Source organism: Microthrixaceae bacterium (assembly GCA_016702505.1).
Lineage (GTDB): Bacteria > Actinomycetota > Acidimicrobiia > Acidimicrobiales > Iamiaceae > Aquihabitans.
On sequence record JADJDU010000030.1, the window covers coordinates 1 to 14,305 of the forward strand.

The window sequence follows — 14,305 nt, forward strand, 5'->3', positions numbered from 1 at the left end:
GGTGGCTGGTTGTTCACGAGAACCATTTGAGAGGTTCCGGGTTTGACGTTAGCAGGACGCCTGGTTTTGGTTTGTGACCAGTTCGGGAACGAGACCACCATTGCCCGTGATGGTGGTGGGCAGGCGTTGTCGATGGTGGACGAGGCGAAACCGTCAGCTGGTGTTTGGTGAATGCGGGCAGGTTGGAATTGGTGACTGACGGAACTCGCTCGATTGGCTTGGTATATGATGGGGCTGATGACTCCGTCAGGTTCACCGATGCTGGCGGTGGTGTTTTGGTCGCCCACCCACGAGGGGCACCGGTTGAAGTCGATGCGCAAACCCGCCACGACGGTGGAGCGGCTGGGAATGAAGTTGCTAACACCTCTGACCATTTGGGTCGCTGTCACCCAAACCAATGAAAATGGTGAGCCGATTAGGTTCGAATATTTACGCCGGGGTGAAGGCGATCATCGATCACTTCAGGGTCAGTCATGTGAATCGACTACTACAACACTGCGGGTGTTCACACGTCCACGGTGTCGGCCCCCGGAACTGAAGTCGAAACGGTCACCACGCTGGTCCGCGACTCCCGACACGTTGGCGCTTGAGCAGGTCACGTCTCCTGCGGGGTGGTGTTTGAGAATGATGCTCGTGGGAATCGGTTGATGGCCCGTGATGCGTCGGGTCGGGTGACGTTGGACCTACAACTTGTTTGATCAGGTGACGTCGGTGTCGTGGTGAGACGAAGTCCGTTGCTGGTGCCGACGGTGGGGTGGTGATCTTGACTGTGGCGTATAACGCGATGGCATGCCGGAGACGGTGGTGGAAGCTGCTGGTACTCCTGATGAGGCGGTGTCGTCGTTGGTATGACCCGTGCATCGCGAGGATTTGCGTGAGGTGGTCGATGGTCGGGTGAGATTGGCTGTACACCTACGACGAGTTGAGCGGTGATTTGGTGTCGGTGACGGACCCGGAGGGCAACAAGACCTCCATGGACTATGACTCGATCGGGCGTCTGGAGTGGGTGGTGGCCCCGAAAGGCAATCTGGTGGGCGCAGACCCGGAGTTGTGGAAGACCAGGTTGGTGTCTGATGCGTTTGGTCGGGTGATCGAGGAGACCGATCCGTTGGGCAACCGGGTGAAGACAGGGTTCGACGCCAACGGGAACATGATCCGGGTGGAGACCGGCTTGTCAGCGACGGTCACCAAAGGTGACGTGACCACCTATGGCTATGACGCCGTGGATCGGCTCACGTCGGTGGATCCACCCGGTCCCGGTGCCCGCACCTATTCCTATGACGCGGATGGCCGGCGGGTGGGGTTCGTGAACGAGTTGGGTGGCACGTGGGCGTACGGGTATGACGGTTTGGGCCGTTTGGTCTCACAGAGCGACCCTGCCGGGGAGGTCACCGCCTATGGCTGGGATGGTGAGGGCCGGTTGGGGACGGTGACCCAACCCGACGGGTCCTGCACACCACCAAAAACCGGGTGTGTGACCTACTCGTATGATCCGGCGGGGCGCCCGGTTGGGGTGGATTACGCGGATCCTGGTACTCCTGATGTTGAGAACATCACCTATGACGTGATCGGCCGTCGTACCCACGCCAGTAGGGGTGGGGTGACGGAGATGTGGGGTTGGGATCAACGGTCCCGGCTGGTGTCGCACAGCGATGTGAATGGTCGTTCCACTGGTTATGGCTGGGATGACACCGGAAACCTGACGTCGATCCACCCCGGCCAGACCATTACCGGTGACCCGCACCTTCGACGGTGCGGGCAGGATGGTGTCGACCACGGGATTGGGGCCGGCTCACCACGTTTGGGTATGACCAGAACAGCAACTGGTCCGAGACGGTGTTCCCTGCGGTATCGGCGAACCGGGACGTCTATTCGTTTGACCGGGGTGGATCGGATGGTTGGTGTGTCTTGGAACCGCGGATCCACCGTGCTCGGCTCGCTCGCATATGGGCCCCGTGACTTGAAGGGCCAGGTCACGTCTGTCACCGGCACCGGAGCCGTGGCTGGCCAGGACCAGTCGTGGTCCTATGACGATCGGGATCGCCTCACTTCGACTGGGACGGAGGGGTTCGGGTTTGATGCGGCCACGAACCTGGTGGATGCGGATGGTGTGTTGCAGGTGTTCGACCCCGCCCAACGCTTGTGTTGACATCGCAGACCGCGACCGGCGGTGATTGTGGACGCCACCGGCTGATGCCACCACCTCATGGCTATGACGCCTGCGGGAACCGGACGTCGATGACTCATCCGTCGGGAACAACCGCAACCTATGGGTTTGATGCCGAGAACCGCATGACGTCGGCGGTGTTGCCGACGACATGGCAAGACGACACTGTCCGCCAGTACGTACCGGTTCCTGTTGCCCGTGTTGCGGACAGCGCGGCGGGCACCGGTACCTGTGATGGGGCGCCGTGTGCTCGTATCGCCGCTGGTGATCCGGTGGCGTTGACGGTCGCTGGTGTTGGTGGTATTCCAGCTGCGGGGGTGACGGCGGTGGCAGTGTCGATCATCGCATCGGGCACCACGAGCGATGGCTGGTTGGAGGTGAACCCGGCCGGGGACGCCGCCGCGGGGACTTTGCCGCTCAACGCTGGGCAGACGTCGGCTCAGACGGTGACGGCGAAGGTCGCAGCCAACGGCACCATCGTGTTGTCCAGCGATGTTGGGGTGGGCGGGCTCAAGGGGTGACGGCAACACCGTGAGGTGACGGGTCCCACCGGTCAGAGCGCGTGATGGCGGCTATGATGGCCGCTGTTCACACAGCACCCGAACCGATGGAGAGTCCCAGCATGCCAGCTAACCCACTCACCGCGCCTGACGTGAGCAAATCCGCGCTGGGATCGAACGCGGGGACCTGACGCCTGTTCGCCCGCGGGCTGGGACGTCATCGCAGCACGATCGGACGCGATCGCCTGCAACGGTGGCCGAGCCGCGCACACCACCAAAGCGCAGGTCCGAGCTGACACGGCACGATTGCGACCAAAAGCACCGATGCTGGTCGCGAACCCGAACTGGCGTGGCAGGTGACCAAACGTCTCGTGGCCGGAGATTCGCCGACGACGATCTCGATCGAGCTGGCCCAAGGCCCCACGGCTATACCGCCAACATCTCCCACGAAATGATCTACCAGGGCGTCTACGCCCCGAAACGTCACGGCCCGCCCACCAAGGTCTACAAGATGTTGCACCGCCGTCGTCCACGACGCCGACACACCGGTCAACGCCATAGCCAGCAACGATCCAGCGTTCTCGGCCAGTTCAACATCATCCACAACCGCCCACCCGCCGCCGAGGCACGGGCAGAGGTCGGTCACCCCGAAGGCGACGGATCATCGGCGCCCCGCAACCAGTCCGCCATCATCACCCTCGTCGACCGCAAAACCCGGTACCCGTGGCTCGCCCGCCACGACACACCCAACTGTGCCTACACCGCCTTGAGCACCCAAACGCCCTCACCGCCACCCTCGAAACGATCCCACCTGAGCTGAGACTGACCCCTCACCTGGGATCGCGGCAGCGAGATGGCCAACCACCCCGCCATCGCCCAAGCCACCGGAATCGACATCTACTTGCGACCCCACAAACCATGGCAACGCCCAACCAACGAGAACACCAACGGCCTTATCCGACGCTGGCTCCCCAAAGGCACCGACCTCTCGATCTACACCCGCCGACCTCGACCGAATCGCCCACCGCATCAACACCATCCCCCGACGCTCACTCGGCTGGACCACCGCCGCCCACCACTACCATCACGCTGTCGCGATGACCGGTTGAACTCGCCGTGGATGTATCGGTCGATGTGGTCGGCTATTTCCGGGCGCCGTCCCCGTGGGTTCCGGCCCTGAACTACTGGCCTGTCACCCCCGCCGTTACCGCCGAATCGGCCTCGGGTACTGGTGTGTGTGATGGTTCGCCGTGCGGGACCCTGCCCGCTGGTGACACCGACGTCGCGACCGCTGGTCACGGCGGCATCCCCGCATCAGGGGTGAACGCGGTGACGGTGTCGATCGTGGCCCAAGACAGTACCTGGCGGCCACGCACGGGTCGCCCCGAACGGGACCGCATCAGCCGGTGAGCTCGTCTGGGAAGCAGGCAGTGTCGGGGCTGCTGGTGTGTTCACGGTTCCGTTGACCCCGGACGGGTCGATCACTCTCAACACCGCTGGTCCCACCAGCATTCGTGTTGCGGTCACCGGGTACTGGAAGATCCCCACCGGAACCGACACCGGGCTCGGCTTGGATCTGCTCGATGCCCCACCCGCCTCGTCGACACCACAAACAGCACGGGGACATGTGACGCAAACCCGTGTGGGACGCTGCAAGCGATGAACCCTGTCGACGTGGAGGTCACCGGGCCAGGGCGGGCTGAGTGGTGATATCACTGCGGTGATGGTTTCGGTGACTGCGATCGACCCGACCGCGGCTGGTGTCGTCGGTGTCGGCACACAAGAGGGTGAGCTCGATGGTGGGATCGTGGTGTTCGACCCCGCCCAACACGCATCCACCACCATGATCGTCGCCCTCTCCGACACCGGAACCATCACCGTCGGGTCATGGACCGAAACTGATGTGGCAATCGATGTGATCGGAGTGTTCCGGGCGCCGACCCGCACCTGGCGTTACGAATACGACACCACTGGCATGCGCACCGCGAAGCAACTAGACAACACGGCTGGTGCCGGTGCCGAGTGGCGTAAAGAACACACCTGGACCGCCGGAACCGGCCTCCCGCTACTGCTCGCGGAGCATCAAGGAGGCCAGAGCACGTATGTGATCTACGGTCCTGGTGGGACACCGATCTATCAGATCAACAAAACCGGTGAAGTCATCTACCTCCACCAGGACCACCAAGGCTCCACAAGACTCACAACCAACGCCAACGGCACCACCCGCAACACCATCACCTACAACGCTCACGGCGAAATCACCGCCAACACCAACTGGTGGCTCGAACAACCACTCAACGGCTACACAGGCCAATACCACGACACAGAAACCGGCTACATCTACCTAAGAGCCCGCCACTACGACCCCACAACCGGCCAATTCACAACCCTCGACCCACTAGTCGCAATCACCGAAGAACCCTACGGATACACCGGCGGCAACCCCGCTAATGGAAGTGACCCTAGCGGCCTCTGTGGGTTCCTTGGCGATGGGCCATGCAGTCCAGTTGGTATCGCCGAAGACATTAATGATCGGGCGGGGCAAGCGCGCGAACTCGCAGGAATTTGCAATACAAAGTTTGATGAGGGCTGCACGTCCTATGCCGAGGCAAGGCCCGGTGGCACGCAACATGTGGTTGATGTTTGTTCCGGTTTCTTGGCTGGTTCCTCGCTAGGCTTAGCGAAGGGACTCATCGGGGATAGGGCGCGCTGGGGTGAGCCGGGAACAGCTGCTGGATGGGTTATTGGGGGCGTCTCCTTGGTCCCATTCGCGATATTTGCAGCACCACTATTTAATGCGATAAGTATCACGGCCGGGGCGTTCGATGCTTGGAACGGTTGTGCCGCATCTGACTCGCGAACATTCAAAGGCTGTGTCGCCACCATTGCAGTTTGGGTGATGGCGGCGGGATTTGCTAAGGGAATTTCGGGCTCTCTTCCTGCTTCAGCAGGCGGGAAGAACGGATGGATGCAGGTCATTACTGGCGCCTTCGGCTGGATGCCTGGCTACGAGGAATGATGTGGCGTCCGTTGGAAGTTTTTTGATTATCCTAAGCTTTGTTGGGGTTATCAGAATTTCAATTCTACATGGATGGCCATACCGTCTTCGTGAGGAGCCTTTCCCTGATCGTCCGCTTGCGCTGGCGATGCCCGTCGCCCTCGTGCTGGGGAGCTTGCTACTCCTGGTCGCCGCATCGCGGTAGCAACCTACTGTTTGCTATTTCTAGGGCAAAGACGCGATTGGAGGTCCCCAGGCCGCGGGGGGGGGGGGGGGGGGGGGGGGGGGGGGGGGGGGGGGGGGGGGGGGGGGGGGGGGGGGGGGCGAATCTGGGGGGCATCATCTTTGAGGAGATGTGATGCCAGAGAAGCGCATGAAGTACGACCAGGAGTTCAAAGACGGTGCGGTGAGGCTGGTGCTTGACACTGGTCGACCGATCGCTGAGGTTGCCCGGGAGATCCAGGTTCATCCGGGCACGCTTGGGAACTGGCTCGATAAGGCCCGTGAGGCTGAGCGACCTGATGGCCTTGGGTTATCCGAACGTGAGGAGCTGTTGAAGCTCCGGAGAGAGGTGCATGAGCTGCGGATGCAGCGTGATGTACTCAAACGATCGGTGGTCCTTTGGGTGGACGAGGCGATGGGCCGGCGGCCGTGACCGCCCACATCGCAGCCCAAAGGACCGAGCACAAAGTTCCGGTGGCGACATCGTGTCGTGCCTTGGGGGTTTCAGAATCGTGGTTCTATCGGCACCACAACGCTGAGCCGACTCCGGCTGCTCAACGGCGCAGAGCTCGACGTTGCGGTCGCTGAGGTGTTCGCTGCTCATGACGGCGAGTACGGGTCACCGCGGATCCATGCCGAGCTGATCGAACGATCCGGAGTGGGCCCGCCTCGACGTGAAATCGGTGGCGGTGTCGATGAGCCGCCAGGGCCTGGTGGCCAAAGCCAAGCGTCGGGTCCGGCGATCGCTTACGCGACCGGACAAGACGGCCTACAAGTTCCCGAACCTGTTGAACCGCCAGTTCAACCCGGCCGCTGCGAACGTTGCGTGGGTTGGCGACATCACTGAGATCAAGACCTGGGAAGGCAAGCTGTACTTGGCGACGGTGATCGACCTCTACAGCCGCCGGCTGATCGGGTTCGCGATCGCCGAGCACTGTCGGGCGCCACTGGTGTGTGATGCGTTGAAAATGGCCATCGCCGCCCGGGGCGGCAAGGCCAACATCGGCGGAGTCATCATGCACACCGATCGCGGCAGCCAGTACACCTCTGACGCGTTCACCGGCCTGTGCCGCCGCCAGGGCATCACCCAGTCGATGTCAAGAGCCGGGTCATGTCTGGACAACGCCGTCGCCGCATCGTTTTTCGCGGGCCGGCGCTCGCCACCGAATCACAACTTGGATCGACCGCTACAACCGGATCCGTCGCCACAGCCACTGTGGCTTGAAAGCCCCGATCACCTACGAGAAACTGACCACCCCAGCGGCCACTGCCGCCTAACCCCCGGCCTCCACGATCCGTGGGGAACTCCACTCCCGAAAGGATCTGGAGCGGGTTCCTGACGCGTTGGCCGAGTTGGCTGTCCCCGAGCAGATGGCAGTAGCGATCGAGCGTAGCGACGGCATCGTCGTTGGGTTGCTTGGTGCTGCTGGTCACTCGGTTCTGGTGGCTGAACCAGCAGGGTTCAGAGCCACACGGCCACGCTGGGGGTCGGTGTGCACAAACTCGGATGCTGGGGACGCGTTCATGCTCGCTGACTACGCCCGGACCGATGGCCAGCGGCTGCACCGGGTTCTTCCGGTCGTGGAAGCGACTCGAGAACTTGGAGTGCTCGCCCGTGCTCGTAGCGCTGTGGTCGATGCCCGCACTGCAGCGTCGAACCAGTTGTGGGCCGTCCTGGCCGAGCACTGGCCCGGGGCCGCAATGGTGTTCCAGAAGCTGACCTCGAAGATAACCCTGGCGTTCTTGACCGACTATCCGACACCGCAGGCGGCCGCCCATCTAGGCGAGGGACGGATGGGCCAGTTCTGCCAGCGTCACGCATATGGGGCGGGAAAACTCCCGCTGAACTCGTCAGCCGACTTCGAGCTGCCCCTGTCGCCGCGATGCCGATCTACCCGAATGTTCTTTCGGCCATCGTCGCTGGGTCTGTCGCCCAAATCCGGGTGCTGAACACCGAAATCGCCCGCATCGAGGCCTCCATCGCTGAGGCTATCAGCCGTCGTCCTAAGGCCAAGCTGCTCGAAACCCTGCCCCGTACTGCAACCGTCAGCTTGGCTCAGCTCATCGCTGAGATAGGCCCATTGCTGGATCGGCGCGAGAGCCCCCGAACAGGTCGCGGCCATCTGCGGTGCGGCATCTGTGACCCGAGCCTCTGGCAAGACCCATACGGTCGGGTTCCGTTACGCCGCGAACAAGGCATCTCGCGTGGCGAATACTGGTTTCGCTGACAATTCCCGACACTCCTCAGCTTGGGCTGCCGACCGCTACAGCCAGGTCCGCGCCCGCGGAGCCCGCCACCCCCACGCCGTGCGAATCTGGGCCCGCTGCTGGCTCCGCGTCATCTGGGCCTGCTGGCACACCAACACCATCTACGACCCGTTACGACACGGCGGAGAGCAGCTCGCCGTCACCACCACTTGACCAAGAGAACTCAAACGATCGGTGGTCCTTTGGGTGGACGAGGCGATGGGCCGGCGGCCATGACCACATACATCGCAGCCCCGCCGAGGGGGTGACTGCGGTGGCGGTCTCGATCATCGCGTCGGGAACGACTAGCGATGGCTGGTTGGAGGTGAACCCGGCCGGGGACGCCGCGGCCGGGACTCTGCCGCTTAACGCTAGGCAAACGTCAGCACGGAGTGTCCAACGTGTCCGCCTGGGGCGGGCGGGGCAGGGGTAGGGTTTTCGTCATGGCACAGCCTCCTTCCCTCACCCCCGAACAGCGTGCTGCCGCACTGGAAAAGGCGGCGGCTGCTCGTCGGGCCCGGGCCGAACTGAAGGAGCGCCTCAAGCTGGGGTCGATCACCCTGGCCGAGGTGCTCGAACAGGGCGAAACCGATGAACTGGTCGGTAAGACCAAGGTCCTCGCCGTGTTGGAGTCCCTTCCCGGCGTCGGCAAGGTCAAAGCCCGCCGCACCATGGAAGAGATCGGCATCGCCGATACCCGACGGGTTCGGGGCCTCGGTAGCCAGCAGCGCGAGGCGTTGCTGGCCGCGTTCTCCTGACCGGCCGGTGCTGATCACGCTGGCTGGCCTGCCGGGTTCGGGTACGAGCACCGCGGGCCGGGAGGTCGCGTCCCGGTTGGGGCTCGAACACGTGGACGGCGGCAGTGTGTTTCGGGCGTTGGCGGCTGAGCGAGGGATGAGCCTGGCGGAGTTCGCCACGGTGGCCGAAGCCGACGATCGAATCGACCGGGAGCTGGACGACCGGCTTACCGACCGGGCGAGAGATGGGAACGTCCTGTTGGAGTCCCGGTTGTCGGCTTGGTTGGTGACCCGGGCCGAGGTTCGGGCGCTACGAGTTCTGATCTACTGCGACGAGGTGGAACGGGCCCGTCGGGTAGCGGGCCGTGACAGCCACGAAGCGCAGGAGGCGTTGGAGGTGAACCGGGTGCGGGAGGCCTCCGAGGCTGCTCGCTATCTCGCCTATTACGGCATCGACGTGAATGACACATCGGTGTACGACGTCATCCTCGACTCCACCTCTACCCCTCCTGAAGAACTGGTCGCGGCGATAGTGGCGGCTGCTGCAGCTTTCGAAGGGGCTTGAGCACGGCCCGCTGCTACGGCGCCGGCAGGCCGGCGACCGAACTCAGCCGGAAGTCGGTAGTCGCTCGGGCGGTATGAGACTTGGTAGGATCAGCCGTCCCCTGGCCGTACTTTGGCCACAATCCAACCAAGAGGTCCACCAGCCATGGCCTGGCAGCACGACACGATGATGAACCCTCCGATCGAGGGACTGCTCGACCGGGCTGGCTCCAAGTTCCGACTGGTCACGTTGGGGGCGATGCGGGCCCGTCAGATCAACTCGTACTTCGGCCAACTTGGCGACACCTCGGGCAAGCTCGTGCCCCCGCAGGTGGCCTCGGTTGCTCGTAAGCCGCTGTCCATCGCTTTCGAAGAGATCTCCGCTGACAAGATCGAGGGCATCGACATCGACCCCGAGGCCTTGGCCGCCGAGGCCGCCGAGATCGAGGCCGCCGAGGCTCAGGCCGCTGCCGATGCCGCAGCAGCCGAGGCTGCGGCCGGCAACTCCTGAGCTGGGTCTGAAACCGAATCAGGCCGGTCTAGCGGTGCCGTCGGGACCTCGCGTTGTCCTCGGTGTAACTGGCGGTATTGCCGCCTACAAGGCAATTGAGGTTTGTCGACGTCTCGTCGACGGTGGCGCCCACGTACAGCCGATCCTCACTCGCGGTGCCCTGCGCTTCGTGGGCGAGACAACCTTCTCCGCCTTGGCCTCCGAGCCGGTCCGCACATCGCTGTGGTCCGAGGCCGACCCGATACCCCACACCACGCTGGGTCAGGGCGCCGACGTGATCGTCGTGGCTCCCGCCACCGCCCGGCTGTTGGCCGACTATGCCGCGGGGCGGTCCAACGACCTGCTCACCGCCACGTTGCTGGCCACTCGGGCCCCGGTCGTGGTGTGTCCCGCCATGCACACCGAGATGTGGGAGCACCCCGCCGTCCAGGAGAACCTGGCCACGTTGCGTCGACGTGGCGTCCACGTGGTCGACCCCGAGTCGGGTCGTCTTGCTGGTGGAGACGTGGGGCACGGCCGCTTGGCCGACCCGGCCCGCATCGTCGAGGCCGTTCTGGCTGTGCTGGCACCGTCCGACCTGGCCGGGCTGGAGGTGGTCGTAACCGCCGGCGGTACCAGGGAAGCCATCGATCCGGTCCGCTTCATCGGCAACCGGTCCTCCGGCAAGCAGGGTCATGCCGTGGCCGTGGCCGCTGCTCGACGAGGTGCCCGGGTCACGTTGATCACCACCGCCGTCCTTCCTGCGCCAGGCGTGCACGAGGTGGTGTCGGTGGTGAGCGCCGCCGAGATGCACGACGCCGTCATGGGGCGGGCTGCCACCGCCGATGTAGTCGTGATGTCGGCGGCAGTGGCCGACTTCCGACCGGTCACGGTGGCCGACCACAAGATCAAGAAGGCCGACGGTCCACCCGAGATCCGCCTCGAGCCGACCGTTGACATCCTTTCCGCCCTGGGTCACAGCAAGGTGCCCGGCCAGATCGTGGTCGGATTCGCCGCCGAGACCACCGACGTCGCCGCCCACGCCCGAGCCAAGTTGACGGCCAAGAACGTCGATCTACTGGTGGCCAACGACGTGTCGGCCCCCGCGACTGGGTTCGAGCACGACACCAACGAGGTCGTCATCTACGGTGCAGCAGGTTCGGAGACGTCGGTACCGCTGACCACCAAGGAGGGGGTGGCCGAGAGGATCCTCGATGCCATCGCAGACCTTCGCCTACATTCTCCGCCGCCCCAAATCGTCAAGTCGCAACCGTCAACTCAAGAATCGCCCCCCAAGGAGCAGCAGTGACCCAGTGGACCTTCACCTCGGAGTCGGTGACCGAGGGCCATCCCGACAAGATGGCCGACCAGATCTCCGACGCCGTACTCGACGCCATCCTGGCCAAGGACCCCATGGCCCGTGTGGCGTGTGAGACCCTCATCACCACCGGCCTGGTGGTGGTGGCCGGTGAGATCACCACGTCGGCCTACATCGAGTTCCCCAAGATCGTCCGCGAGACGATCAACGGTATCGGCTTCGACAACGGCAACACCGGGTTCGACGGCAACACGTGTGGCGTCATCACCTCGATCGACCCCAGAGCCCCGACATCGCTCAAGGCGTCGACACCGCCTTCGAGACCCGCACCGGTACCGCTGGCGAGGATGCCCTCAACAGCCAGGGAGCTGGCGACCAGGGAATGATGTTCGGCTACGCCTGCAACGAGACCGAAGATCTCATGCCGCTACCGATCTGGTTGGCCCACAAGATGGCCGCCCGCCTCGCCGAAGTCCGCAAGGCCGGGACCATCCCGTACCTGCGCCCCGACGGCAAGACCCAGGTCACCTTCGACTACGAGGGAAACACCCCGGTCCGTCTCCGCACCGTGTTGATCTCGACCCAGCACCAGCCCGGCATCGACGCCGAGACCACCATCAAGCCCGACCTGATCGAGCACGTGATCCGTCCGTCGCTGCCGGCCCAGTTCGCCGACGACGACTTCGCCGTCATGGTCAACCCCACCGGAAAGTTCGAGCTCGGTGGCCCCCACGCCGATGTGGGCCTCACCGGCCGCAAGATCATCGTCGACACCTACGGCGGCATGGCCCGCCACGGCGGCGGCGCCTTCTCGGGCAAGGACCCGTCCAAGGTCGACCGTTCGGCCGCCTACGCCGGTCGCTGGGTGGCCAAGAACCTGGTGGCCGCCGGTGCCGCTGATCGGGCCGAGGTCCAGGTCGCCTACGCCATTGGCGTGGCCCACCCCGTGTCCCTGTTGGTCGAGACGTTCGGCACCGCCAAGGTCGAGGAGACCAAGATCGTCAAGGCCGTTCAGGACGTGTTCGACCTGCGCCCCGGCGCCATCCTCCGCGACCTCGATCTACGTCGACCGATCTACCAGAAGACGGCGGCCTACGGTCACTTCGGTCGCAACGACCCCGACTTCACCTGGGAGCACACCACCCGGGCCGCCGACCTCAAGTCGGCACTCGGACTCTGATCAGTCCACGTTCGACTCGTGTCATGTCCCGGAGGGGCGGGTTTCGGCCCGCCCCTCCGGCGCGTCCGTGATGACTGGTGAGGGGCGGCGAGTGGTCCGGGTCCTGCCCGACGTGGCCGCCATCGACAAGGAGTTCGACTACCTGGTTCCGACGGGTGTGGCGGTGTCGGTGGGCGACGTGGTGCGAGTCGACCTGCACGGTCGGCGGGTTGGAGGTTGGGTGGTGGCGGCCGATGTCGAGTCCGAGCCAGGAATCACACTTCGGCCGTTGGCCAAGGTGAGCGGTCGGGGACCCTCGCCCGACGTGATCGAACTCGCGGACTGGGCGGCCTGGCGCTGGGCTGGGCGGCGGGCGTCGTACCTGCGCACCGCCAGCCCACCAGCGGTGGTTGCCGCCCTTCCCCCGGCGTCGCCGTCACGTTCCGCACCGGATCTGGCGAGCTTGCTGGCCGACGCCGCGCCCGACACGGCTCGCGTGATCCGTCACGCCCTGGAACTCGAGCGGGCGCTGCTTCGGCTGGCCCCGGGGGCCGACCGCTACATCCTGGTCCGGGCCGCCCTGGCCGATGCCGCCACCCGGGGCGGATCTTGCCTGGTGCTGTGCCCCAGCGTGGATGAGGCCCGGGGTCTTGGTCGGCGCCTGATCCGGGACGGCGTAAACACCGCGGTTGTTGTCGACGGTGACCGGCCGCGGGTGGTGGCCACCGAATGGGCCCGCGCCGCGGCCGGGGCGACCGCGGTGGTGGGGACCCGAAGCACCGCATGGGCACCCGTCGCCAACCTGACCCGCGTGGTGGTGCTCGACGAGCACGACGAGGCTTACCAGCAGGAGCAGGCCCCGACATGGCACGCACGCGACGTGGTCCTGGAACGCGCCCGCCGGGCGGATGTTCCGGTCGTGCTGGTGTCACCGTGTCCCACTCTCGAAGCACTCGGCTGCGCAACGTTGGTGAAGACCGACCGTCAGAGCGAGCGCCTCGGGTGGGGCAGGGTCGAGGTGGTCGACCAGCGCGATCTGGACCCTTCCCTGGGACCGCTGTTCTCGCCCCGGTTGGTCGACCTGGTTCGAGGACCGGGACGGGTCCTGTGCGTGCTCAACCGGACCGGCCGGTCCCGCCTGCTGGCCTGCGCGACCTGTTCGACGCTGGCCCGCTGTGAACGTTGCTCGGGGCCGGTGGCTGACCTGGGCGGTGGATCGATGGTGTGCGGGCGTTGTGGCACGGAGCGTCCGCCGGTGTGCCTGGACTGTGGCGGCGCCCGGTTCAAGAACCTGCGACTGGGTGTCAGCCGGGCCCGGGAAGAGCTGGAGGCTCTGGTCGGCGAGCCGGTGGGGGAGGTCACCGCCGGATCACCCGAGATCGGGCGGTACGACCAACGGGTGGTGATGGGCACCGAAGCTGTGCTGCATCGGGTTGACCGGGCCGACATGGTGGCGTTCCTCGACTTCGACCAGGAGCTCCTCGCTCCCCGCTACCGGGCGGTCGAACAGGCCCTGGCCCTACTGGCCCGCGCTTGCCGGCTGGTGCATCGCAGCGGTCGTGGCGACGCCCGGGTTCTGGTCCAGACCCGTTCACCCGATCATCCGGTGCTGGTCGCGGCCCGTCTTGCCGACCCGGGCAGGCTGAGCGACAGCGAGGCGGTGCTGCGTTCGGCCCTCGGGTTTCCTCCGGCGGTGGCGATGGCGGTGGTGTCGGGTATGGCGGCCGAGGCCTGGATAGCCGCCTTCGGCGCTCCGTCCGGCGTGGCCGTCCAGGGACCGGTCGAGGGCGCATGGAGGCTCACCGCCCCCGACCACGAGACCCTCTGCGACGCCATGTCCACGGTGACCCGCCCACCCGGCCGCCTGCGCCTCGAGGTCGACCCCCTGCGCCTCTGAAAGGAGTCCCTCCAGCGGCGTCGGCCC

General features: G+C 65.1%; 14 protein-coding genes and 2 pseudogenes. All 16 read left to right on the forward strand.

All coding sequences use genetic code 11. From position 1 onward, the window contains the following. The first annotated feature begins 937 nt into the window (after positions 1–937). The 16 genes and pseudogenes from IPG97_17175 (at position 938) to IPG97_17250 (ending at position 14,278) form a co-directional block, all read left to right on the forward strand. A complete protein-coding gene (locus IPG97_17175; protein ID MBK6858228.1) occupies positions 938–2,149 on the forward strand; it encodes an RHS repeat protein in 1,212 nt (403 codons plus the stop codon). 89 nt (positions 2,150–2,238) lie between these two features. Then, the gene (locus IPG97_17180) at positions 2,239–2,688 is read left to right on the forward strand and encodes a hypothetical protein (GenBank protein MBK6858229.1); all 450 of its coding nucleotides are present in this window, start codon (positions 2,239–2,241) and stop codon (positions 2,686–2,688) included. 328 nt (positions 2,689–3,016) lie between these two features. Then, positions 3,017–3,487 carry a hypothetical protein gene (locus IPG97_17185; protein ID MBK6858230.1) on the forward strand — a complete coding sequence of 157 codons (471 nt, stop codon included), beginning with the start codon at positions 3,017–3,019 and terminating at the stop codon, positions 3,485–3,487. Between the two features lie 296 nt (positions 3,488–3,783). After that, a complete protein-coding gene (locus tag IPG97_17190; protein MBK6858231.1) occupies positions 3,784–4,077 on the forward strand; it encodes a hypothetical protein in 294 nt (97 codons plus the stop codon). Positions 4,078–4,129: 52 nt separating this feature from the next. After that, entirely contained in the window at positions 4,130–4,330 is a 201-nt protein-coding gene (locus IPG97_17195; protein ID MBK6858232.1) for a hypothetical protein, read from the forward strand. Between the two features lie 60 nt (positions 4,331–4,390). Then, positions 4,391–5,686, forward strand: coding sequence for an RHS repeat-associated core domain-containing protein (locus tag IPG97_17200; protein ID MBK6858233.1), 1,296 nt, complete (start codon positions 4,391–4,393; stop codon positions 5,684–5,686). Between the two features lie 352 nt (positions 5,687–6,038). Further along, positions 6,039–6,320 (forward strand): transposase, encoded by a 282-nt coding sequence (locus IPG97_17205; protein ID MBK6858234.1) that lies wholly within the window; start codon positions 6,039–6,041, stop codon positions 6,318–6,320. Then, a pseudogene (locus IPG97_17210) lies at positions 6,317–7,165 on the forward strand (IS3 family transposase). The gene IPG97_17205 and the pseudogene IPG97_17210 overlap by 4 nt, the downstream one beginning before the upstream one ends. Before the next feature lie 66 nt (positions 7,166–7,231). Continuing rightward, entirely contained in the window at positions 7,232–7,837 is a 606-nt protein-coding gene (locus IPG97_17215) for a transposase (protein MBK6858235.1), read from the forward strand. A gap of 189 nt (positions 7,838–8,026) precedes the next feature. Then, on the forward strand, positions 8,027–8,308 hold the full coding sequence (locus IPG97_17220) for a transposase (protein ID MBK6858236.1): 282 nt from the start codon (positions 8,027–8,029) through the stop codon (positions 8,306–8,308). Between the two features lie 269 nt (positions 8,309–8,577). Further along, entirely contained in the window at positions 8,578–8,892 is a 315-nt protein-coding gene (locus IPG97_17225) for an integration host factor (GenBank protein ID MBK6858237.1), read from the forward strand. Between the two features lie 7 nt (positions 8,893–8,899). Then, entirely contained in the window at positions 8,900–9,436 is a 537-nt protein-coding gene (locus tag IPG97_17230; protein ID MBK6858238.1) for a cytidylate kinase family protein, read from the forward strand. 165 nt (positions 9,437–9,601) lie between these two features. Beyond that, positions 9,602–9,925 (forward strand): DNA-directed RNA polymerase subunit omega, encoded by a 324-nt coding sequence (gene rpoZ, locus IPG97_17235; protein MBK6858239.1) that lies wholly within the window; start codon positions 9,602–9,604, stop codon positions 9,923–9,925. Next, the gene (coaBC, locus tag IPG97_17240; GenBank protein MBK6858240.1) at positions 9,888–11,213 is read left to right on the forward strand and encodes a bifunctional phosphopantothenoylcysteine decarboxylase/phosphopantothenate--cysteine ligase CoaBC; all 1,326 of its coding nucleotides are present in this window, start codon (positions 9,888–9,890) and stop codon (positions 11,211–11,213) included. Before rpoZ ends, coaBC begins: the two co-directional genes overlap by 38 nt. Then, positions 11,210–12,402, forward strand: a pseudogene (locus IPG97_17245) (methionine adenosyltransferase). The gene coaBC and the pseudogene IPG97_17245 overlap by 4 nt, the downstream one beginning before the upstream one ends. A 70-nt stretch (positions 12,403–12,472) precedes the next feature. Then, entirely contained in the window at positions 12,473–14,278 is a 1,806-nt protein-coding gene (locus IPG97_17250) for a hypothetical protein (protein MBK6858241.1), read from the forward strand. Positions 14,279–14,305: the final 27 nt, after the last annotated feature.

Excerpts from the sequence above, each read along its gene's own strand:
- IPG97_17200 (MBK6858233.1), top strand. The coding sequence starts at position 4,391 with ATGGTTTCGGTGACTGCGATCGACCCGACCGCGGCTGGTGTCGTCGGT.
- IPG97_17205 (MBK6858234.1), top strand. The coding sequence starts at position 6,039 with ATGAAGTACGACCAGGAGTTCAAAGACGGTGCGGTGAGGCTGGTGCTT.
- coaBC (MBK6858240.1), top strand. The coding sequence starts at position 9,888 with ATGCCGCAGCAGCCGAGGCTGCGGCCGGCAACTCCTGAGCTGGGTCTG.
- IPG97_17250 (MBK6858241.1), top strand. The coding sequence starts at position 12,473 with ATGACTGGTGAGGGGCGGCGAGTGGTCCGGGTCCTGCCCGACGTGGCC.
- IPG97_17180 (MBK6858229.1), top strand. The coding sequence starts at position 2,239 with ATGACTCATCCGTCGGGAACAACCGCAACCTATGGGTTTGATGCCGAG.
- rpoZ (MBK6858239.1), top strand. The coding sequence starts at position 9,602 with ATGATGAACCCTCCGATCGAGGGACTGCTCGACCGGGCTGGCTCCAAG.
- IPG97_17225 (MBK6858237.1), top strand. The coding sequence starts at position 8,578 with ATGGCACAGCCTCCTTCCCTCACCCCCGAACAGCGTGCTGCCGCACTG.